Here is a 24,165-nt window from a genome sequence, read left to right on the forward strand (position 1 = left end):
TTCTCCTTCTCTTTTTGGGGAACAAAGAGTTCATCGCTTCGATTCAGCCAGTTCCATCAGGTATTTGCCATATTCGGTCTTGCCAAGCTGTTCACCCAAGCGATACAGCTGGTCTACATCTATCCAGCCCTTGCGCCAGGCAATCTCTTCGATACAGCTCACGCGGAAGCCTTGACGGTTCTGGATGGTGGCGACAAAATTGCTGGCTTCCAGCAGGCTGTCGCAATTGCCGGTGTCGAGCCAGGCAAAGCCACGGCCGAAGAGCTCCACTTTCAGCGTGCCCTCGTCCAGATAGAGACGGTTGAGGTCGGTAATTTCGTATTCGCCGCGAGCAGAGGGCTTCAAGGAGGCGGCTTTCTCTGTCACGGTGGAGTCGTAGAAGTACAGTCCGGGGACGGCATAGTTGCTTTTAGGATTGGCAGGCTTTTCTTCCAGCGAGACGGCTTTGCCGTTGGCATCAAACTCCACTACACCGTAGGCACGGGGGTCCTTGACGTAATAACCAAAGATGCAGGCACCCTTGTCTATGGAAGCGGCACGCTTCAGCATGGCGGAGAAGCCTTGACCGTAGAACATGTTGTCGCCCAGAATAAGGCAGCCCGGTCCGCCGTCCAAGAACTCTGCACCCAGCACAAAGGCTTGTGCCAGTCCGTTGGGATTCTCTTGTATCTTATAGGAAAAGGACATACCGAGTTCTTCACCGGTTCCCAGCAGCTCGCGGAACATGGGTAAGTCACGTGGAGTAGAGATAATAAGCACTTCGCGAATTCCCGCCAACATCAGTGTAGAGAGCGGGTAGTATATCATCGGCTTGTCGTAGACGGGCATTATCTGCTTGGAGATAGCCTTGGACAACGGATAGAGACGAGTGGCACTGCCACCTGCAAGAATAATTCCTTTCATATTTCAGTTCTTTTTCGGTGATACTTCAAAATGGAGAATAAAATAAGAAGGAGGACGATGCCCCACGGCTCTACTTGCTATTCGGGTACAAAGATAATGGAAAAATTCGATTAAGTGAAGGCTTGGTTTCATCTTTTTACTTCATTGCTTTGCTTACTCCGGTACATTGTTTTGCTTACTTCAGTGCGTAACGGCCGTCACCCCTTGATGAAACGGTCTTTACCTCAGCGTGTAACGACCTTTACCAAATAGTGTAACGGCCTTTACCCAATAGCGTAACAACCTTTACATTAGCATGTAACGGCTTTTACACTATAGCGCAAGCAATCGGTAAATACAATCCATTGAAAATAAACAAACTACATCATCGGTCAGCAAGTTCTATCACCTCCAAATCTTTAAACGTTCCCCCATCAACCGCAAAGCGTACCATCGTACGCACCTTATGGAAACCTTGAATGCCCGCAGCGCCCGGATTGATGTGGAGTACATCCAACGTCTTGTCATACTTCACCTTCAGTATATGCGAGTGCCCGCTGATGAACAGCTTTGGGGGACGCACCAGAATGCTGCCCTTGATGGAAGGGTCGTAGTTGCCGGGATAACCGCCGATATGCTTCATCAGCACCTCTGCCCCATCCACCGTGAAACGGAGAATCTGCGGATAGAGCTGCCGTATCTCCTGCCCGTCAATATTGCCATACACGGCACGGAAGGGACGGAAAGCCGCCAGCTTCTGTGCCACTTCCAGCGAACCGATGTCACCGGCATGCCATATTTCGTCACAGCCCTCAAAATATTGCAGGTACTTTTCATCCCAGTAGCCATGCGTATCCGATAATAAACCAACTTTTGTCATCTTTCCTTTGTTTATTAAGACAAAGGTAATTATATTTGGGAAGAATACAATGTGGTAATGTGCTAATATGCCACATTAACACCTTAACACCATGGACAACAGATATTTCAAACGTGACATCAGCTGGCTTTCCTTCAACTACCGCGTACTGCTGGAAGCGGAAGACGAGACATTGCCGCTATACGAACGCATCAACTTTATTTCTATATACTCTTCCAATCTGGAAGAATTCTACAAGATACGCGTAGCCGACCATAAGGCCATAGCCACCGGAGCCTCGCAAAGCGATGAAGAGACTATGCAGTCTGCCGCCGAACTGGTAGATGAAATCAACCAAGAAGTCAATCGCCAACTGGAGGAACGTATCCGCATCTACGAACAGAAGATACTGCCCGCCCTGCGGAAACATCACATCATATTCTATCAAAGCCGCAACGTAGAACCGTTTCACCGCGATTTTGTGCGCAGCTTCTTCCGCGAAGAGATATTCCCCTATCTGGCCCCGGTGCCCGTAAGCAAGGACAAGGTGATTTCATTCCTGCGCGACAACCGTCTCTATCTAGCCGTACGGCTTCATCTGAAAGGAGCTCCCGCCAGTTCTCCAAACCGCATCCAGTATTTCGTGATGAAACTGCCGTACAGCAAAGTGCCGCGCTTCATCCAGCTGCCCAAGGTGGGGAAAGACTATTATCTGATGTTCATTGAAGACATCATCAAGGCCAATCTGGATACCATCTTCCCCGGTTATGAAGTGGACAGCAGTTATTGCATCAAGATTTCACGCGATGCGGATATTCTGATAGACGATGCCGCCAATACCTCCGAAATCATCGAGCAGGTGAAGAAGAAGGTAAAGAAACGCAAGATAGGCGCCGTGTGCCGTTTTGTATACGACCGCGCCATGCCCCAGGACTTCCTCGACTTTCTGGTAGATGCCTACCGCATAGACCGCCGGGAGCTGGTGCCGGGAGACAAGCACCTCAACATGGAGGATTTGCGGCATCTGCCCAATCCCAACCAAAGCGTACGTCCCATCAAGAAACCCCAGCCCATGAAGCTGACCTGCCTGGACGAACGCGAATCCATCTTCCGCTATGTGGAGAAGAAGGACCTGCTGCTGCATTATCCCTACCACTCCTTCGACCACTTCATCCATTTTCTATATGAAGCCGTCCACGAACCCACCGTGCGTGAAATCATGGTGACCCAGTATCGCGTGGCAGAGAACTCCACCGTCATCAACACCCTAATAGCCGCCGCACAGAACGGAAAGAAAGTCACCGTCTTTGTGGAACTGAAAGCCCGCTTCGACGAAGAAAACAACCTCGCCACCGCCGAGATGATGAAAGCCGCCGGCATCAACATCATTTTCAGCATACCAGGACTAAAGGTACATGCCAAAGTAGCCCTCGTGCTACGCCGCGACAAGGAAGGGCGCAAACTGACAAGCTACGCCTACATCAGCACCGGCAACTTCAACGAAAAGACCGCCACCCTCTATGCGGACAGCGGACTATTCACCTGCAACCCGGTGATTGTAAACGACCTGCACAACTTGTTCCGTACTCTGCAGGGAAAGGAAAATCCGGTGTTCCACCGCCTGCTTGTGGCCCGCTTCAACCTGATTCCTGAACTGAACCGCCTCATCAATCACGAAATAGAACTGACCCGGCAAGGCAAGCAAGGACGGATTATCCTAAAAATGAATGCCCTGCAAGACCCTGCCATGATAGACCGCCTCTACGAAGCCTCGCAAGCCGGTGTAGAGATAGACCTCATTGTCCGCGGCATCTGCTGCCTCATCCCCGGGCAGGAGTACAGCCACAACATCCGCGTGACACGCATCGTGGATACCTTTCTGGAACATGCCCGTGTGTGGTACTTCGGCAACGGCGGCGCACCCAAGCTCTTCCTCGGCTCGCCGGACTGGATGCGGCGTAACTTGTACCGCCGTATCGAAGCCGTCACCCCCATTCTGGACCCGGACTTGAAGCAAGAACTCATCGATATGCTATCCATACAACTGTCGGACAAACGGAAAGCCTGCTTTGTGGACGACCGGTTGCGAAACCGCTGGAAGTCGTCGCGACCGCAAAAGGAGAAGGTACGGTCGCAATATAGCTTTTACGAATACTTGAGAGAGAAAATATAAACAACTCTGCCCCAATACACCTCCGGCTCAACTGTCTTTTATAGGACACAGACGTACGGCAGTTCCTCCACTACGTGCTTGCCGAATGGTGAGGGTATCACTATAAGTCACTTCGCGCTCTTCTATAAGTATAGCAGCAGGACATGTCTCATAATCGGCCTCAGGAGCATCACGATAAATAGTAGCCAGATATCTTTTATCTGTATCGAGAAAAGACAGACTGATATTAGCCGTTCGTTCCTCATCTCCCGTGATGCTGCCTATATACCAGCATCCCTCTCCTTTACCACAACGGGCAATAGTAACATAACTGCCAATGCATGCTTCCGGCACCACTGTTCTGCTCCAATCTGTAGGACAAGATACTATAAAATTAAAAGGTTCCGGATTAGCCTCGTAATTCTCTATTTCATCCGAAGCCATTTGTAACGGTGAATAGAGCACCACAAACAGCGCCAATTGTTTGGCCAGTGTGGTATGTACACGTGTCTGTGGCATTACATCGTTAACAAACCGAAACGTCACCGGTGTAAAGTCCATCGGGCCTGCCAACCCACGAGTGAAAGGCAATATTACGGTATGAGAGGGAGGATTTCCACCATCTACATCCCAAGCGTCCCATTCTTGTCCACGTACTCCCTCTTGTGTCATCAGATTAGGAAAAGTACGCTGCAAACCTGTAGGAATCACCGGTTCATGATTATCAATACAGATACGGTGACGGGCAGCAGCCTCTATTACCTTGCGATAATGAAGTACACCAAACTGACTGCTATGATATTCTTTCCCATCAAGCAAATCGCCCACATAACCCGTTTTTACTTGATGCACACCATATTTCTCATAGAACTTGAAACCATCTTCCATCTGATTTTCATAATTGGAAACATTACCGCCAGTTTCATGATGTCCTATCAAAGCTACTCCTTTGCTACGCCCATAATCAGTAATACGTTGTATATCAAAATCGGTATAAGGTTTTGTGAAACTAAACTTCCAAGTAGCCCAGTCTTCATTCCACCCTTCCACCAGTACACCTCCCAGGTTATTGGCAGCAGCAAAATCGATGTGACGCATTGTATTCTCTGTTGTGGCCCCATGATGGGGACCGGCATGCCAGGTGTTATGCTTCATGTGATAAGTCCACCAAATTCCAATATAGCGCATAGGTTGTATCCAGGAAGTATCGGTTATACGACAAGGTTCATTAAGATTTAACATGAGACGGGAAAGAAGCAAATCACCGGCAGATTCAGCCACTATCATTGTACGCCAAGGAGATACACGGGTATCGGTAACACGTACTTTCTCACCTGTACTCCAAGGTGTAAGAGCCGCACGTAATGTAACCGTTTTATTATCTTCAAGTTGTTCAACCGGCTTCAAGTTCATGGCAGCATAATCTGTAAGATTTGCTTCATGAATAGCCAAATAAAGGCTATCTGTTGTCTCAATCGTCACCGGAGTGCTTACCCATCCCATCTTACTAAGAGTTTTTTTCTCAAATAAGGCCTCGTAAAAACGAACTCCTTTCACTGGAATACTCCAAGCATCATAATCTGCAGGAAAAACGAATTCAGTCACTTCGTCATCAATAAGAAACTCTTGTAGCTGTTGCTGGCGCGGGAACTCATACCGGAATCCCATCCCATCATCAAAAAGACGAAAAATAATATTCAGTTCTCGCTCCAACGATGTTTCTTCCTTGAGGCATACCCTCAATTCATTATAATGATTTACAATTTCAGCCTCTTCCCCCCATACTGGTTGCCACACATCATTATGCGAATCATGCTTAACCTCTTTTAGAACGAAACCAGTCAAAAGATCTGGCGCATCCTTCAAAACCAATCCCAGACGTGAAGGAAGTAAAATATTCTTCCCCGCATGTCTTAAACAATATCGGGGAGCACCTTCTTCATCAAGTGTAAACTCTAAAGAAAGTTTTCCATTTGGAGAGGTCAACTTGATATGTTCCTGCTGGCATGAAATCATCCATAGGCCTAAACATAAAGCAAGTATAATCTGTAGCGTTTTTTTTAGTTTCATAGTCATTACCGAATTTAATTTTATATATCCAATTCTTATTTTATAAGTCTACTGACAAACAGTCCCTTTCCTTCCTCAGCCGGAATAACACAGAAGTTTACGAAACCACAGACAGACTCCGGTTCAAGCAACGTGGCAACCAAATTTCCTAAAGGTTGTGCCAAAGGTACCAACCAACTACCTATTGGAAGTTCTACATTATCTTCATAGACATCCGTTTCTACATTTACCGGATGAATCCCCTCCCATTCCTTCTCTGCACGATACAGACGGGTTACTTTGTAACGCTCAACTTTTGCTTTTTGTACACGGGTAACTTGCTCAATGTGTACACCCAACGCTCGAAGCTTACATACTGCTTCTGTACAGGGAGCATCGAGCAGATAAGCCTTAGGGCGAGTACGCATCAATTGAGGTGTTGCCTGCATGGCATCAAGGGTTGGCAGTTCAGTCTTAAACAGTTCATTGGCCTTATAATCGATAAAAGAGACTACATGACGTACAGTATCCGAAGTGAAAGTAACATATATCGGTTCAGTAGCTTTCAAGGTGCGCTTCCTGGCTTGTTCTATCTTACGTTTAATTGAAGCACGATGTTGCGCAGCAGTAACCAACGTTTGCCGTGCCACCAAGAAACCGCACTCACTACGACGTGCAAAACACTCCGGTCCCAATCCAATACCTCTTATTTCGACAAAAAGCGATACAGCCCCCGTCAATGCTTGAAAAGTAGAACTGGACTGCGGACTTTTGGCACCTTTTACAAGAACAAGGGAACCATCTGCCACACGAGGAGTAAAGTAGAAACCGGAAGCATAACCGGCACTATTTAAAACGACCTCTGCCTCACGACGAAAAAGTTCTTCAGACAGCGTACGTAAAGCTAAAGGCGCATTAAGATGTCCTGTAGGTAAAAAAAGTACATCAGCAGCATTTGCTGTCGGCACTCCACGTAATAAGTTAAACTCACGACGTAAAGGTGTATATTCATGAATATCAAGAGCTACGTCCGGATTCCATTGCTGATAGGACTGCTTCAACAGCAAAGTGACAGCATCCTCTAATTTGCTCTGATCGCGATTCAAATCGTAACCATCGGCTGAACGACGTTGCTGAATGGCATAACCATCAACATTGGCTATAGGAACCAAAGCCACAGCTATATGATTCAGCAATTCACGTCCTTCTTTTTCACAAAGTAAGTAACGGACAAGCATGCATACAGCCTCAGCACCTGCCGGCTCGTTACCATGCAGTGCCGCTTGAATCCATACCCTTACCTTCTTCTTGTCGGGAGTACCCAAATAAAGTACCGGAATGGTACGTCCTTGTTTGGTAACACCAATATTCTCCATATATGCCAAACCCGGAGAACGTACAACCAATTGTTGTAAATAGTCCTTTATCTCATCAACCGATGCCAATCCGCTACCGTAAGGTTTACTTAGAGTAGGTGTCTCACGGTCAAATTTGGGGTCAGGATAGAAACTTGCAGTTACTCCGGCAGGTTGCTTCGACTGATTTCTATTCCATAACACAAGATTAGCTAATACCACTTCTTGTGCTATCCTCTGTAAATAAAGAGCCGTTTCAGACGGTAGACCTGCATAATAATCGCTGCTAAAAGGCTCACCAAAAAAAATTGCATAAAAGACACAAGCCGCCAGATAACTGCCTGCAGGACTAGGGTGGCTGCCATCAGAATTATACAACTGCAAACTTGGACACTCTCTACGTACACGTCTCCATGCCTCACCCACAGGAGCACAATAAGCATCAAGGACATCAGCCATTTCCAAATAGTTTTCCGTAAGTTGCTGCTGCATTCCTTCATAAGTATCATTATTACGCCCCCATGTCATATAACAGACACTTTTTCCTTTTGGGGCATAAAGACGGCGTAAACTATCTAACTGCGCCGCAGGATGGAATACATTCTTCTTTACCCATTCCTTTTCACGAGTAGGTGCCTTGCTCTGTTCCTGCATCACCATATAATCCCATCCTCCTTCACGAATCGCCTCTAATGTTTGCGTATTGGCTGCATGCTGTCTCAAGTACCAACCAGGGTTAGCAACCTGGCGCACTGATATTTTTTTTCCACATGAGGATGCTAACGATTGGACTTGCCATGGCAAACGATTAAAAAAAGTATAGCTGTTACCTATAAAAAGTACCCGTAAAGAATCTGTCGTCAATAATGGCACAGCTTGTTTCCCCATAGGGACAGCCTCATGCCCGATGCCGCACTCTTCTATCTTGCGCCAATGGCATTCCCAACCACGGGATGCAGCCAACTGGTGAATATAAAGCCAGAAACTACGCCCACGCTCCATACGGTTTCGTCCTTGTCGTTCAGCTTCAGGAGTCTTGCGTAGAAAAGACTCACGTATCGTATCTCCCAAAGCCAGCTGTAGTATGATAGGTTTTGACAAGTATTTTTTTATCTGTTCAGATGAAATATAGGGGATACCAGCCGTACCATAAGGATATGTCTGGGCCAAATCAGGAAAAGTATACCAACCGGGAGAACTTATAATAGCTTTTTCCACATAAGGACTATCGTGAAAAAGCATGAAACGCTGTACGAATTGCCCACCAGCAGAATGACCATAAATCATATATCCTTTGCGCATGCTTCCCGTAAATTGACGCACATATTCAAATAGTTTATCAACCAACACTGGTGTAATTTTTTCGGGAGCATTAGCTACTGTATGGGCAGCATTCATCACCCCCACCTCCTGATAGTCTGCCAAAGGATAAGATTTCAAATCAAAGTGAGGTATAAAAAGCATAAAACCCTTTCTCTCCGCTTCTTCTTTCCAACCGTCCAAAAGATAACGATAGCCGCGGTCTCCTCCTTCAAAGACAAATACAATAGGCATTTGTTTAATATCCCCCTGGGAAGGTATATAATAATGTACATCTACCGGGCGATCGGCAAAAGGAGGGTATTGACTATAAGTGAAGAAATGTTCACCTCTTGGCCTTTCCAAAGTCTGTTTCGCTATTGCAGATAAACAAATACAGAGGAATCCAATATAAAATATAATCAGCTTCTTCATAATTCGTACCTTCCCTTCTTTACTATTGTACCATCTTGCATTACAAATTTACCACGGGCAATGACATCTGTAAGCTGCAAATCTTCCGCCAAAAAACACAAGTCTGCATCTGCTCCTTGTGCCACAATACCTTTAGCTCGTAATTTCAGATTACGAGCCGGATTGGATGTTATCAATGTAATCGCCTGTTCCAATGGTACCCCCTCCTCATTGACTAATGCAACTACCTCCTTGAAATTTAAATTCAAAGGAGCAGGACGATAAGTTATTTCTCCAGTTTCAGGATTCACTCTGCGTACGCCACCATGGCCATCACTAGAAAAAGTAATGCGATCAAGGGGGACACCAGCTCGCAATGCACGTATCACACAACGATGGGGAGTATCAAACTTTGAGCCACCAGTCGAAAAATCAATCATTCCACCTAATTTACCAAATTCTACAGCCTGCATAAAAAGAGCTTCAGTACGTATCAGATGAGTAGGAGACAGATAAGATATCAGTGTAGGATAGTGACGAGCAATATTGAGTAAGGGCTCAATACCTTCCGGAAGTGCTCCCAAATGAATGTGGAGAATTCCTCCTTTACCAGATGTAAATCCCCCTAAACGTACCTGATGTATAATACGTAATATCTCTTGCTCTGTCGGAAACGGACTACGGTCATCACTCATCGCCAGCTTACAGCCAATAACTTTATCTATGAAGATAAGATCGTCAGCCACACTATTCATCAATGTTTTGGTAGGCAATCCGTAATAACTTGTCAGCATATAAGCCGACAATCCGTCATCGTCAATAGCTTTGGCCTTGGCATAAAGCGTAGTAAGTTCTTTGGCAAATCCATCAGTACCAAGCATACCCAATACAGTAGTAGTACCACATGCCACCAGTTCGCTCATAGTCACCTCGGGGACTAATGAGGCATAACCTTGTTGCCCTCCTCCACCAGTAATATGTACATGCTGATCTATAAATCCCGGAGTAACAATTTTACCTTGCACGTCAATAGTATGGCAAAATGATTCATTCAGTTCAATTGTCTTTGAAATATGCGCAATCTTTTCTCCGCATAGCAAAATGTCTGTTTTACCAAGATAGGCAGGAGCATATAAATTTGCATTCTTTATCAATGTAAACATAGCTGTCGATTAATTTTAGAAAGTGATAAGATGATAAAGTATCAAGAAAACAATTCCTCCTATTAAAGGAAATGTATTACGCCTTGCCAACTCCACTGATGACACACCGGCTACCCCGGCAATGGCAACAATGACTCCGGCAATAGGAGATGCGGCACGTCCCATGCTTGCCGCCAACTGCAAAGGAAGTATCAATGAAAAAACCGGCAAACCAAGCTGAGTGGCTATACCCGGCAATAAAGGACCAAATGAAAAAAAGGCTGCATTGCCACTTCCCATCAGCATGGCAGCTCCAAAAATAATGAGAGTAAAGATTGCGGCAATAGCTAATCCCGAAAGTCCGATATGAGAGGAATAACCCACCAATGAATCAATAAATCCCAAACCAATCAGTCCTTTAGAGAAAACTTCTGAAGCTACAATCAATGTTACAACTGAAGTAAACACATTTCCCATGCCTTTCCAAAAACTTGCAAAAACGTTAAAAGTAGTACGCACACTACGAGTATGAAACAACACAAATACCAATGATAAGAACAGAGAAAAAAGCATAGCAGTAGTGGTACCCAATGTTACAGTAGGCTGAAACAGTCCCACAAAAGGTGAAAAGAAAATGAGAAGAGCCAAAGGTAATACCGGGAGTAGCGCAAAAGCCAATGGAACATCCGGTTTTTCTACTAATGAGGTTGCAGTCACATTTGACACCTGCAATATGCCATCCTGCTGTTTCTTTGCATCTTTTTTATCAAAATAACGGTTATTGAAATAGAAGAGTACCATTACAACCAAGGAAGTAGGAATTACTAAAGGAAGTTGATGAGTGATGAAATATTCCACATTGGATTGTCCTATCAATTCGGCAGCCATAGCAGTATTTGCCGACCCCGGTCCCTGATCAAATAGAGTAGCAGCGGCAATGACTGACAATGCTGTAAGTTGGCTTACTCCCAAACTAATTAAAACAGGATAAACCGAAGCCACAAGCAACAATCCTAATCCGGCAGCTGAAGGAGTAGTAATAAAAAGTAATTGTCCAATAGGAATAACTATAGTAGCCGCCAAATAAGGATAACGTCGAAAAAGACCTAATGGCTTCATGGAAATATAGACCAATGCATTAGTAGCCTTTATGTTATTCATGAAAGCTACATAACCGCCAATTGTCATTATCATAAACCCTGCACGCGCCAAATTAGAAAGAAAAACTTCCTCTATCATCCTTACCAAATCAAACACCACCATTCCCGTAGCTTCACTAGGTACTACCGAATGCACTTGCATGAAAAAAGCAGCTGTAAGCATTAATAAACCGGAAAGCATCAAAAGACCTTGAGGATTGAGCTTACGATAAAGACCTACCGCTGTAATCCCTACCATAAGAAGACTAAAAATGAAAGCCAATTCGGACATGATGTATCAAGATATTAAGTTTTTGTTTTCTTTTGAATATATGAATCTAAATCAGATATAAACACCGATATATACAAAGCCGTTTTATATGCGGTATTTATATCTGACTATTATCTATCAATACCCCGGATTATTTTCCAAAGGATTACCAGTATTGGCATCAATGAATGATTGCGGCAGCGGGAAAAGGACAGGAGTTTCATATTCATCCATACCACGTCCTGCAATACCAGCTATCTCATTGAGTTCACGCATGCGACGTTTGAAATAGTTATTGGTATCACGTTCGTCACCACCATTTTCTTGGCAAACACGTACCAATGTATGACGACGTTCTTCCTCCGTAAGCAGTTCACGGCTGCGTTCATCAAGAATGAAATCCATACCACCGATTCTAAGATCATCTTCAGTAATACTTACAGCATTGGAACGATTACGTACTTTATTTATCCATTTAATGGCCTCACCTACTTGATTACTCTTGTAAAGAGCCTCTGCATAAAGTAAATATGTATCTGCCAAACGTAAATAAACAATGTCCGCATAGTGTCCATCATTAGCTGCATTAGCCAAAATAGGTGGAGTATAATCCCATTTACGAGTAGTAGGCCAATCATATTTTTTAATGGAAGTAGAAGTTAGCATGGCTGCATTAACCGTAGTATCAATAAGTGCAGTACCACCTAAATCAAATACCTTGGTTACATTGCCGGCAGCATCTACATCATTAATACTCCATACGATAGCATTGGCAGATACACGGTCATCTTGTTCTCCCATTCCTTTATAATTGTACAAACGAAGTGCTCCTCTGGAAGGAACTACACGTCCGGCTCCCTTACCACCATTAGCTTGCCAAAAGACTTGTGCAAATGAACCTTCACCACCGTTATTGATATAGTCCGGATTATGCTGGTTTGTCTTTTTACAATCGCCATCATTAGCATAATAGTTCTTATAAGTTGTAGTCATATAGACATTTGCAGTACCATAGGCACTATTCTCCTCTTCTGTGTTAATGAAAGCCAGTAGCACCTCCGTATTTCCATCAGCATACATAGGAGTATAAAATACGTCAATAAAAGGACATCCATCATTGGAAGCATTACTACCAAAGCGTTGATTTATAAGGGAATATTCTCCACTTTCCACTAATGGTTTCAGTACTGAAACTGCTTTTTCAGCATTACCTTCTGCCAAATAAAGTTCACCCAAATAGTGACGTGCTACAGCACCAGAGACTTTACTATTATTAGAAGTACGCAAAGGAAGGTTATCGACTGCAAACTGGAAATCTTCTGCCATCACTTCGCGAATACTACTCAAGGAAGCACGGTCCCAATCATCACGATAATTCAATCCTGTAATTTCTTGTGTTGAAAGGGGCACTGCACCAAATGAATAGGTAAGGTGACGGTAAGCCCAAGCACGGAAGAAGCGAGCTTCGGCCAACACCTCATTTTTACGATTTTCAGCATCAGCACCACTTCCCCAGTTAATGCCATCATTGTCAGCTCTTGAGATAACCATATTGGCAGTGTTGATGATACGATATCCCCACTGGAAAATATTATTCCAAATAGCAAGATCAGTGTAAGTTATCTCTTTGGGATTGTAGAGGAACTTCATTTCCGCATGACTATTATTGGCCCATGAATTATCTACCCCTCCACCCCAGGCAGAATGCAGACAGAGCGCAATACTTCCTCCCATTGCATCAGCACGGCGATACTCTGCACGCATAAGACCATAAAGAGGCGTTATCATCGATTTAAATCCATTGTAATCTACAAGTAAATTTTCAGGATAAAGTGCATCACGAGGATCTTCCTTAAGAAACTTATCCTCATTACAGCCGCCCATAGTGAGCAATAATACTGTAAACACTAAGACATTGAAATATGTTATTTTTTTCATATGTGCAATTTCATTTTAGCTTTTTATGATATATTACTCTCATCAAATATCTAACTTTAGTCCAAAAGTGAACGAACGTACTGGAGGAGCAGCCAATTGATCATTGAGAAATTCCGGATCCATACCTGTCCAGCCAGTTATTGTAGCCAAATTCTTAATGTTCATGTAAAGATTGAGCCGTTTGATGAAAGTACGACGCAACCATTGTTGTGGGAAATTATAACCCAATGTAACGTCGGAAATACGTAAGAAATCTGTCTTTTCATAGAAACTGGCTCCCTCTGGATTCACATCACTATTCAAACTATTTTTCGGATAGCTATTCGTAGGATTCTCTGGAGTCCAAAAATCCACCAAAAAACGGTTCTGGCGATATGAATTATGGCTTGTATCATACAAGGCATTCAGATGGGTTTGTCCTAACTGAGCCGTTAAGAACACACTCAGAGTGAAGTTTTTGTACTCAAAAGTGTTCATCAAACTCATATTTACTTTAGGAATAGCCGACCCTATAATAGTCTTATCAGCCGTTGTAATATCGTTACCATCTACATCAAGGTATTTCACATATCCAGGATACGAATTACGATAGTTAGGATCTTGCTGCCCTGTCGGGTTAGACGGATCAGCAATCTGCCATACACCGATAATTTTATAATCATAGTTCACATTGATAGGTTCACCAATAAACCACTTGGAAGCCACATCATCAACCGGCTTTCCATTAGCATCATACAAACCAACATCTACAATCTCCGAACGATAGTGTGAGAGGTTGAAAGAGGTGCTCCAGCGAAAACTCTTATGTGTAATGTTATTAGAAGTTATCTGGAATTCAAAACCACGATTACGGGTCTGTCCACGATTCTCAGTAATAGAGCCAGTACCATTAATGGTAGGAATAGAACGGGAAAGCAGCAAATCTTTGGTTTTAGACCAATAAATATCAAATGAACTCTGAATACGTCCATTCCAAAGTGCAATATCAAAGCCAGTATTAATAGATGTAGTAGTTTCCCAACCTAAACCGGGCGAAGCTAACTTCGACGGATAGAAACCAAACTGTGCAGTATGATCATCATTCAGATAATTGTAAGTTGAAAGATTAGGTAGTGTACTATAAGCACTGATAGCCTCATTGCCATTTTTACCCCATGACAAGCGATATTTCAGATTGCTAATGGTTTCACTTATAGGCTTGTCTTTAAAAAAAGATTCATTGGAAATATTCCATCCAATAGCGGCTGAAGGAAAAACGCCGAATTTAGAACTTTCACCAAAAGCGGAGTAACCATCACGACGAGCAGTAAGAGTTAACAAGTAACGATCATCATAAGTATAATTCAAACGCCCCATTTGTGAAATATGATTTTCTTTATAATAATTGGAATTACCAGACATTGTGGCAGCTTTAGAAATCTGGTAATAATACATCACATCATTGGGAAAATTCTTACCTTCCATTGTATTCTGTTCATATTCCTTGCTTTGAGCAGAATATAATCCTGTGAAAAATATACGATGTTTGCCAAATTCACGTTGATAAGAAATAATATTCTCCAAAATCCATTCTTCTGAATGCCAGTCATCAGTATTCAATACGCCATTAGCACTAGCTCCTTCGTAGGTATCCAAACCTTGATAATTCTTATAGGAGCTGTTTTGGTAAGTGAAGCCTGTATTCAATTTATAGCTCAGCCCTTTAATAAAGGGAAACTTTACCTCAAGCACATTATTAGTGATAACCTTTGCACGGATATCTTTTGTCTTATTATTAAGAGATCCCAACGGATTAATGCTGAAAGCTGAAGAGGAGTCCTCAGTAGCAGAAAGTGTAAGTGAACCATCCTCGTTATAAGCACGTCCCAACGGAACTTGTTTTATAGCCCGCCAAAAAGAAGCACTGCTACCACTACGATCGTAGCGACCTAACTGTGTAGTAGTAGAAAATTTCAACCAACTATTAAACTCCTGATCAAGATTGAAACGTATATTATAACGCTTGAACTCATTGCCTACCGCAGTTCCTTTCACATCCGTATAGTTCAATGAAATGAAATAGCTGGTTTTGTTAGCTCCACCACGGAAAGAAAGGTTATGCTGTTGTTTTATACCGGTCTGTGTTGCCAACTTCATCCAATCAGTACTCTGACCGGCAGCATACATAGCTAATTCAGTAGGAGTAAAGTTATCTAACCAAGGTTCAGGATTCTCTTCTGTAGGAGGAGTAGTATTGGTAGCCTTGAAAGCTTCAGATTTATACTTATAGAATTCTTTGCCATTCATCATACGAGGTAAATTGATAGGCTGGTCAATAGTAACATAAGTATCGTATGATACCGTCAATCTGTCTTTCTTACCGCGCTTAGAAGTAATAAGGATTACACCGTTAGAACCGCGAGCACCATAAATGGCTGCTGAAGAGGCATCCTTCAATACTTCTATACTCTCTACATCATTGGGATTGATTTCCGACCATGGACCATCAAAAGGTATTCCATCAAGAATAACAAGAGGTTTATTATCGGCCGTAATGGAGTTGTTACCACGAATACGTGTAGTAGTGGACGAACCTTCAGCATTACTACCCGTCACACTAATATTCAATCCTGGAACTGCTCCTTGCAAAGATTGAATCAAATTAGCTTGTGGGCGACTTTCAAGTACATCCGAGTTAACTGAAGCAACCGAACCTGTAAGATCACTTTTGCGCTGTACACCATAACCTACTACTACCACCTCATCCAGTGCCTGGTTATCTTCTTTCAGTACAATCTTTAACGATGATGCGTCTTTCACCTGCAATGTCTTGGATATATACCCAATGAAACTTATCTCCATTACCGCCCCCTTAGTCACTGAAGCGAGTTTAAAGTTTCCTTCTACATCGGTAATGGTGCCCGTACCCGTACCTTGTATCACTACATTGGCACCGATTATCGGTTCTCCTTGTTCATCTGTCACATTTCCGTTAATATTCCATGTCTGTGCATGAAGTGAGCTTGAAAGTGACAGCATCCACATAAGACAGACAAGCAAAATACCACTTGCGTCTCTCGATTTTTGTCTGGTTTTCATAAATTACATTTTTAAGTTAATAGGAACTTGTGTGTAAAAAATCTCGAGAGCAAAATTAGACAATGTAACAACCGATTATATTCACTGGTAGAGGATTTGGTAAATTCACAAAGTTATATATTGCTGATTATCTTTCAATTACAGACAGACTCAATAGATTTTCAGTAGTGATTTAAATTAAATCGGTAATCAAAAACATGTATATAGATAATTGCCATTCGATAGTATTAAGCTATTGAATGGCAATTATCTATATACATGTGGGTAAAAAATGAGAGAAACGCTCAGTCTTCAAATTACTTTTTACAAACCTCTTTCACAGCTCGAAGAAATTCCTCCTTACTGAGCGAAGATTTATTTAAAGTTATAGAACGATTATTATATACGGTTTGCAGTGAACAGTGCAAAAATTCTGCAATCTTCTCACTATCCGTTACCCCCATTCGTATCAAAGCATGAATACGAAGTTCTGTATTAAGCCGCCCAGACTTCACTTCAATATGTTCTTCGGGACGTAGCAAACTATTGAAGTGCTCTACAAAATCAGGGTATAAATGTAGAATAATGGAATCAAATTTCTCATAAAAATCCTTCATTTCATCGCTCATGGTAGAAGTAGAACTAATCATCTTCTTTAAATCTTCAAGTTGCCCAGCCTTTAATTTACGGTTTAACTTTTTACGATACTCCTCCATACGGCAAATATAGGATGAACAAAGTTTGAATACCTGACCAATATACTCCTCCTTAATATAATTTGTGTCACGTAGAACCAAATTGAGCTTTTGCAGTTCACTATTAAGACTCTTCAATCTACCATTGGCCACATGTAGCTCAACCAAAGCTTTCCTACGTCTTCTTGTTTGCCTTCTCAAAAAGAAAAGAGCTATCAGCAATACAATAGTGAGAAAACTAATAAATAAAAGGAATAGCTTTAGCTGCTTCTGTTGCATATGATCACGTTCAATGTAGCTTTGATGTATCCTTCTCTGCAACTTCTGCTGATGAAGCAGTCGTACACGACTCTTAAAAGTTATACCGATATCAGAACAATAAGTACTATAACGATAGGCTCGGTCCAACTGACCTTGTTCATATAAATAGGAAGCCAATGCATATAACGAACCAATATCACGATTCACAGCATATACATCAGCAATACCTGAGAGAATCATATTTTCCAGCCACTTGGTATGGTTGTGCTCTTTTTCATAAAGTAGAGCCAAGTTATAAGCTAAAATAGAATAATTACGACTATTAGGTAGAAGACGTTGTTTTTCCTTTTCCAACTCATCCCTAATGGCAATACGTTGTGCACCGGGAACATCTTGATATTTCCACACACGGCTATAAAGGTAGCGTGGTTCGTCAGGAGTGGCCGTCTGCAATACTGAATCTGAATATAACGCATAAAGTTGACCATAATGCTCATGTAATGCATCATCACCTAATGAATAGAGTTGCAACCGCGAGCAGAGAGTACGCATCTGACCATAATAACGCGAACGTAAGTAGCGAGGCATACTGGAAGAACAGAGTGAATGCATTACTTCAGAGGCTTGACTAAGCAAGCCATTAGCCGTATAAACAAAACCAATACCTAATAAAGATTCAATCTCACGATTCTTATCATGATATTGTCGTGCTAAATCAAGGCTTTGTGTAGTATACTTCATAGCCGAATCTGCATCATACACACGATATTCTTGATAAATAGCCTGATTAAGTTCATACTGTTTCTCAAATGCCTTAGATTGTCTTAGTGAATGCTTCAACGCCTCTATTCGCTCCTCTTTCTGCAAAATAAGTTTATCAGAATTATCTATCAGACTATCTAATTGAGTAAACAATGCCTCATTTGCCTTAGCAGCACTATCTGAGATATGCTGCTTGCATCCAGCACAAAAAAACAAATATAGTAAGAAGAATAGGTTTAAACAAAAATGGTTTTTCATATTTCTATATTCGTTGGTAGAATTCATTTATTTAATAAATGAATTAAAAAAGTTACATACATCTTTGATTTTTAATATCAAAGTTCTAATTACAATCAATTCTACACACAACTTGTATGCAATATTCGCAAGAATTCTCGACATCTGCAAACAATTAACTAGTAATTTGGCTGCTTAACATAGAAATAACCAAATACGAAACACAAAAGCATCCACTCTTCTATTATACTTATATTGTTACTCTTAAATGCTTAACATTAATGATTATTAGGAGAATAAGAGCAATCGCTCTTAACACAATACCATTCTATTCCAAAACATTTGTAACATTTCTGTAACATGTATGACATTTCCCTGCAACACCAAACTCTTTCCTTTGCAGCCGGAAATAAAATACATGTCTATGGAAACAATTTATCTGGGTATCGTCATCTTTCTGTTCGTACTCGCGATTTTCGACCTCGTGGTAGGTGTCAGTAATGATGCGGTCAATTTTCTTCAGTCGGCTGTCGGAGCAAAGGCAGCATCTTTCAAAACCATACTGTTCATTGCAGGCATTGGCGTCTTCATCGGTGCGGCACTCAGCAATGGCATGATGGACATTGCACGACACGGCATCTATCAACCGGAGCACTTCTACTTTGCCGAAATCATGTGCATTCTGCTTGCCGTCATGTTGACGGACGTCGTGCTATTAGATGTCTTCAACACTATGGGAATGCCTACCTCCACCACTGTATCCATGGTGTTCGAGCTGCTGGGAGGTACGTTCGCACTGGCGCTCATCAAGGTCTATAACAGCGATACATTGGGACTGGGCGACCTCATCAATACAGACAAGGCGCTGTCTGTCATCATGGCCATTTTTGTATCCGTAGCCATTGCCTTCTTCTTCGGTATGCTGGTACAGTGGCTGGCACGTATCGTGTTCACCTTCAACTACAAGAAGAACATGAAATACAGCATCGCGCTGTTCGGTGGTATAGCTGCCACCAGCATCATCTACTTCATGCTGATAAAGGGGCTGAAAGACAGTTCATTCATGACTCCTGAAAATAAGCAATGGATACACGACAATACCGCATTGCTGATAACCGGTTTCTTTGTATTCTTCACCATACTGATGCAGATACTGCATTGGTGCAAGATAAACGTCTTCAAAGTAGTGGTTCTGATGGGTACTTTCGCCCTCGCCCTCGCCTTTGCCGGCAATGACTTGGTGAACTTTATCGGTGTTCCCCTCGCAGGATATTCCTCATTTATTGACTATACAGCCAATGGTACGGCCGCCGGCCCCGACGGATTCCTGATGTCCTCACTCCTCGGTGCAGCCAAAACCCCGTGGTATTTCCTTATCGGTGCAGGCGCTATCATGGTCTATGCACTCTGCACATCCAAGAAAGCCCACAACGTCATCAAAACTTCCGTGGACCTTGCCCGTCAGGATGACGGTGAAGAGAACTTCGGAAGTACCCCGATAGCCCGCACGCTGGTACGCTTCAGCATGACCCTGGCTAACGGAATATCCAAAACAATGCCCGAAAGCAGCAAGCGGTGGATGAATACACGCTTCCAGAAGGATGAAGCCATCATAGCCGACGGCGCCGCTTTTGACTTGGTTCGCGCTTCCGTCAATCTCGTATTGGCTGGTCTGCTCATCGCCTTGGGAACTTCCTTGAAACTCCCCCTTTCCACCACTTATGTCACCTTTATGGTAGCCATGGGTACATCGCTTGCCGACCGTGCCTGGGGACGTGATTCGGCGGTATTCCGCATTACGGGTGTGCTCAGCGTTATCGGCGGTTGGTTCATCACTGCCGGAGCAGCGTTCACCATCTGTTTTTTCGTGGCATTAATTATCCATTTCGGCGGTACGGTTGCCATCCTGGCACTGATTGGTCTGGCAGTCTTCATGCTGATTCGTAGCCAAGTGATGTACAAGAAGCGCAAAGAGAAAGAAAAAGGCAACGAGACCCTAAAACAGTTGATGAAGAGCACGGACAACAGCGAAGTCATCGAATTACTCCGCAAGCATACCCGTGAAGAACTGGTGAAGATTATGGAATTCACAGAAGAGAATTTTGAACGTACCGTCACTTCCTTCCTACACGAGAATCTACGCGGACTGCGTCGTGCCATGGGCTCAGTAAAATTCGAAAAACAACTCATCAAGCAGATGAAGCGTACCGGAACACTTGCCATGTGCCGCCTCGACAACAATACCGTACTGGAAAAAGGACTCTATTACTATCAAGGCAACGACTTTGCCAGCGAACTGGTGTACAGCGTAGGCCGTCTTTGCGAACCTTGCTTGGAGCACATAGACAATAACTTCAATCCGCTGGATGCCATTCAGAAAGGAGAATTTACAGACGTAGCCGAAGACATCTGCTATCTGTTGCAAGTATGCCGCCACAAGCTGGAAACGAACAATTATGATGAACTGGAAACAGAGATTCGCAAAGCCAACGACCTCAACGGCCAGTTGTCTCACCTGAAACGAGAAGAGCTGCAACGCATCCAAAGTCAGAGCGGCAGCATCAAAGTCAGCATGGTATACCTGACTATGATACAAGAAGCCCAAAACATAGTGACCTACACCATCAACCTGATGAAAGTAAGCCGCAAGTTCCAGGCAGAAAAAGAAGAGTTATGAGTTATAAGTTATAACTCCTTAAGCCCCATCTTCTCCGCCCGTTGCAACATAAATGCACGGGCGGCTTCGTATTCATTGGGAATGATGCCGTCCAAAATGGCATCCTTAATGGCACTCTTCAAGGCACCTACCTGCTGGCAAGGAGAAAGGCCGAAAGTCTTCATGATTTCTTCACCACTGACCGGAGGCTGGAAATTACGGATACGGTCGCGTTCCTCCAAATCCTTCAGCTTCTGGCGTACCAACTGAAAATTATTAAGGAAACGTTTCTTACGCTCCATATTCTTGGAAGTAATGTCGGCTTCGCACAGTGTCATCAGGTCGTCTATATCATCACCTGCCTCAAACAAGAGGCGACGCACTGCCGAGTCGGTCACTACATCATCCGCTATCACAATGGGACGCATGTGCAGGCTCACCATTTTCTGCACATATTTCATCTTCTCATTCATAGGGAGCTTCATCTTGCGGAAAATATCGGGTATCATCTTCTCGCCAATGAAATTATGGTTATGGAACGTCCAGCCCGCACGGGGTTCCCAACGCTTGGTGGCAGGCTTGGCTATATCATGCAGAAGAGCTGCCCAGCGTAGCCAAAGGTTGTCGGTCTTCTTGCTGATGTTGTCGAGTACTTCGAGCGTATGGTAGAAATTGTCCTTATGGGCGCGTCCATTACGCGTCTCCACGCCTTGCAGCCTGACAAGTTCCGGGAATATCAGTTCCAGCAGACCACAGCGGTCCAGCTCAATGAATCCCTTAGACGGAATAGGTGACAAGATGATTTTGTTCAGTTCGTCTGCAATGCGTTCTTTGGAGATGATGGAGATGCGTTCGCGATTACGCTCCAGAGAATCGAATGTCTCATCGTCAATATAGAATCCCAGCTGGGTGGCAAAACGGACACAGCGCATCATGCGCAAAGGGTCATCACTGAAAGTTATATCAGGGTCGAGGGGAGTCCGGATGGTCTTTTCCTTCAAGTCTCCAATACCGCCAAAGGGGTCGACCAACTCGCCATAACGCACCCGGTTCAGGCAAACAGCCAGTGCATTGATGGTAAAATCACGGCGGTTCTGGTCATCCTCCAATGTACCGTCCTCTACAATAGGCTTGCGGGAATCGTGTGTATACGATTCTTTTCTTGCACCCACAAACTCAACTTCCGTACCATAGTACTTCAATTGTGCCGTACCGAAATTCTTGAAGACGGAAACATGCGCCCCACGCCCCAGACGCTTACCCAGCGCCTCGGCCATGGCAATGCCACTGCCTACCACCACCACATCAATATCCTTGGAAGGACGTTGCAGGAAAATATCACGTACATATCCACCGACTACGTAACATTCCAATCCCAATTCATCAGCCGTTTCGGATATCCGCTTGAATATATCATCACTAAAATATTGCTTCAGTTCTTCTGCCGTCAAATCTATCATAAATAATGCGCTAATGTAATGAATACGCAAATGTGTTAATGGTCTATTAGCACATTTGCACATTAAAATGCTGCAAAGATAAAGATATTATTTCTATTTTTGTGGACTCTAACTCCAAGAACAACAAATATGAAAAAAGTAATACTCCTTGCATGCCTATGCTGTACACTCTTCTCTTGCGAAGATGTGGAGAAGAAGGCCGGTGAAAAACTACAAGCTGCCCGCGAAGCGTTTGAACTCGGCAACTACAATGAAGCGAAGATTCTGATTGACAGCATCAAGATGCTCTATCCCAAAGCGTTTGAAACTCGCCGTGCAGGCATCGGCCTGATGCAGGAAGTGGAACTGAAAGAGCAGGAAAAGAGCCTGGTCTATCTGGACAGTATGCTTCAAGCCAAGCAAAAGGATTTCGATGCAATCAAAGGGAAATACACTTTTGAAAAAGATGCCGAATACCAGAATATCGGCAATTACCTTCATCCTTCCCAAGTGATAGAAAAAAATCTGCATCGCTCTTTCCTTCGCTTCCAGGTAGACGAAAACGGAGTCATGAGCATGACTTCCATTTATTGCGGAGCCCATAATATCCACCATGTGGCCGTCAAAGTCACTGCTCCCGATGGTAGCTTTGCCGAAACACCCGCCGCCAAAGACAGCTACGAAACCACTGACCTCGGTGAAAAGATTGAAAAGGCAGACTTCAAACTGGGAGAAGACGGAAACGTCATGGGGTTCCTTTATCTGAACAAGGACAAGAATATCAAAGTCAACTATCAAGGGGAACGCCCCTATTCCATCACCATGACTGCCGCCGATCGCCAGGCCCTTGCCAGCGTCTACGAACTGGCACAACTGCTGTCATCCATGACGGAAATAAAGAAGAATATGGAAGAAGCCAATCTCAAAATCGAATTTGTAAAAAAGAAGATGGAAGAGAGAAAAGACAATGCACAAGAATAAAAAAAGGGAACCGGATGATAATATTCATTACTTAGTCGTCCGGTTCCCTTTTTATTATCAGTAAAGCCTTACCAAACCAATTTGGGTAAATAACGGCTTAGACATGTACGCAAAGCAGACAGAGTGATGGGTTTTACCAACACTTCCGAGGCTCCACACTCCAAGGCTTTTTCGCGGTCGGCAGTAAAGGCGTAAGCGGTCTGCATGATGATGGGAAGTTCCTTATCCTTCTTGCGAATAATCACCGTAGCATCCAGCCCGTTCATAATAGGCATTTTTATATCCATCAGAATAGCTTCCGCCTTGTCGCGATTCTCTTCGAACAAATTTACAATCTCCTCACCATTCTTTGCCCATAGTATCTCGCATTTCTTGCCGATGATAGCCTTTATCAGTTTAAAGTTACTATCATCATCTTCCGCAACCAGAATAAGCGGACGGTAATCTCCTGACACTTTTTCTATTTCCATGACCTATGCGTTTTGTTTATATAGGGGCAAAGATATAAAAAATAATAGATTTGCACTATCTTTAAATAAGATAAGCTGCATCCCGGCATAACTTTTTCATGCAAGCA

The 24,165-nt window shown here is 43.4% G+C and carries 14 protein-coding genes; 3 read left to right on the forward strand and 11 right to left on the reverse strand.

Annotated elements, in window-relative coordinates; translation table 11 throughout:
* Window positions 1-30: 30 nt before the first annotated feature.
* Window positions 31-903, reverse strand: coding sequence for a glucose-1-phosphate thymidylyltransferase RfbA (gene rfbA, locus EYA81_RS04180; RefSeq protein ID WP_005827046.1), 873 nt, complete (start codon window positions 901-903; stop codon window positions 31-33).
* A gap of 364 nt (window positions 904-1,267) precedes the next feature.
* Entirely contained in the window at window positions 1,268-1,762 is a 495-nt protein-coding gene (locus tag EYA81_RS04185; protein ID WP_005827049.1) for a metallophosphoesterase, read from the reverse strand.
* Between the two features lie 91 nt (window positions 1,763-1,853).
* On the opposite strand from EYA81_RS04185, the gene EYA81_RS04190 reads away from it, so the two are divergent.
* Window positions 1,854-3,914 carry an RNA degradosome polyphosphate kinase gene (locus EYA81_RS04190; protein ID WP_057281636.1) on the forward strand — a complete coding sequence of 687 codons (2,061 nt, stop codon included), beginning with the start codon at window positions 1,854-1,856 and terminating at the stop codon, window positions 3,912-3,914.
* A gap of 27 nt (window positions 3,915-3,941) precedes the next feature.
* On the opposite strand, the gene EYA81_RS04195 is transcribed toward EYA81_RS04190, so the two are convergent.
* From EYA81_RS04195 to EYA81_RS04225, 7 genes are all read right to left on the reverse strand, one after another.
* Complete coding sequence (locus tag EYA81_RS04195; RefSeq protein ID WP_131225385.1) at window positions 3,942-5,969, reverse strand: glycoside hydrolase family 97 protein; 2,028 nt, start codon at window positions 5,967-5,969, stop codon at window positions 3,942-3,944.
* Between the two features lie 29 nt (window positions 5,970-5,998).
* Window positions 5,999-9,031 carry a M14 family zinc carboxypeptidase gene (locus tag EYA81_RS04200; protein WP_022401144.1) on the reverse strand — a complete coding sequence of 1,011 codons (3,033 nt, stop codon included), beginning with the start codon at window positions 9,029-9,031 and terminating at the stop codon, window positions 5,999-6,001.
* Entirely contained in the window at window positions 9,028-10,173 is a 1,146-nt protein-coding gene (gene iadA / locus EYA81_RS04205) for a beta-aspartyl-peptidase (protein ID WP_009037984.1), read from the reverse strand. Before iadA ends, EYA81_RS04200 begins: the two co-directional genes overlap by 4 nt.
* Window positions 10,174-10,188: 15 nt before the next feature.
* Window positions 10,189-11,583 carry a C4-dicarboxylate transporter DcuC gene (gene dcuC, locus EYA81_RS04210; protein ID WP_022401143.1) on the reverse strand — a complete coding sequence of 465 codons (1,395 nt, stop codon included), beginning with the start codon at window positions 11,581-11,583 and terminating at the stop codon, window positions 10,189-10,191.
* A gap of 117 nt (window positions 11,584-11,700) precedes the next feature.
* Window positions 11,701-13,500: a RagB/SusD family nutrient uptake outer membrane protein gene (locus EYA81_RS04215; protein WP_022401142.1), complete on the reverse strand. Its 1,800-nt coding sequence runs from the start codon at window positions 13,498-13,500 to the stop codon at window positions 11,701-11,703.
* Window positions 13,501-13,542: 42 nt separating this feature from the next.
* The gene (locus EYA81_RS04220) at window positions 13,543-16,578 is read right to left on the reverse strand and encodes a TonB-dependent receptor (protein WP_117600054.1); all 3,036 of its coding nucleotides are present in this window, start codon (window positions 16,576-16,578) and stop codon (window positions 13,543-13,545) included.
* Window positions 16,579-16,874: 296 nt separating this feature from the next.
* Window positions 16,875-18,560, reverse strand: a complete 1,686-nt coding sequence (locus EYA81_RS04225) for a DUF6377 domain-containing protein (protein ID WP_022401141.1) — start codon at window positions 18,558-18,560, stop codon at window positions 16,875-16,877.
* 376 nt (window positions 18,561-18,936) lie between these two features.
* Between EYA81_RS04225 and EYA81_RS04230 the strand changes: the two genes are divergently transcribed.
* A complete protein-coding gene (locus tag EYA81_RS04230; RefSeq protein WP_117600080.1) occupies window positions 18,937-21,189 on the forward strand; it encodes an inorganic phosphate transporter in 2,253 nt (750 codons plus the stop codon).
* Between the two features lie 8 nt (window positions 21,190-21,197).
* On the opposite strand, the gene EYA81_RS04235 is transcribed toward EYA81_RS04230, so the two are convergent.
* Window positions 21,198-22,628, reverse strand: a complete 1,431-nt coding sequence (locus EYA81_RS04235) for a CCA tRNA nucleotidyltransferase (RefSeq protein ID WP_008664002.1) — start codon at window positions 22,626-22,628, stop codon at window positions 21,198-21,200.
* Window positions 22,629-22,757: 129 nt separating this feature from the next.
* On the opposite strand from EYA81_RS04235, the gene EYA81_RS04240 reads away from it, so the two are divergent.
* Window positions 22,758-23,588, forward strand: a complete 831-nt coding sequence (locus tag EYA81_RS04240) for a hypothetical protein (RefSeq protein ID WP_005827058.1) — start codon at window positions 22,758-22,760, stop codon at window positions 23,586-23,588.
* A 68-nt stretch (window positions 23,589-23,656) separates the two neighbouring features.
* On the opposite strand, the gene EYA81_RS04245 is transcribed toward EYA81_RS04240, so the two are convergent.
* Window positions 23,657-24,058: a response regulator gene (locus EYA81_RS04245; RefSeq protein ID WP_044468311.1), complete on the reverse strand. Its 402-nt coding sequence runs from the start codon at window positions 24,056-24,058 to the stop codon at window positions 23,657-23,659.
* Window positions 24,059-24,165: the final 107 nt, after the last annotated feature.

The sequence above is a fragment of the Bacteroides sp. A1C1 genome (genome assembly GCF_004328515.1).
In the GTDB taxonomy this organism is placed as follows: domain Bacteria; phylum Bacteroidota; class Bacteroidia; order Bacteroidales; family Bacteroidaceae; genus Bacteroides; species Bacteroides uniformis.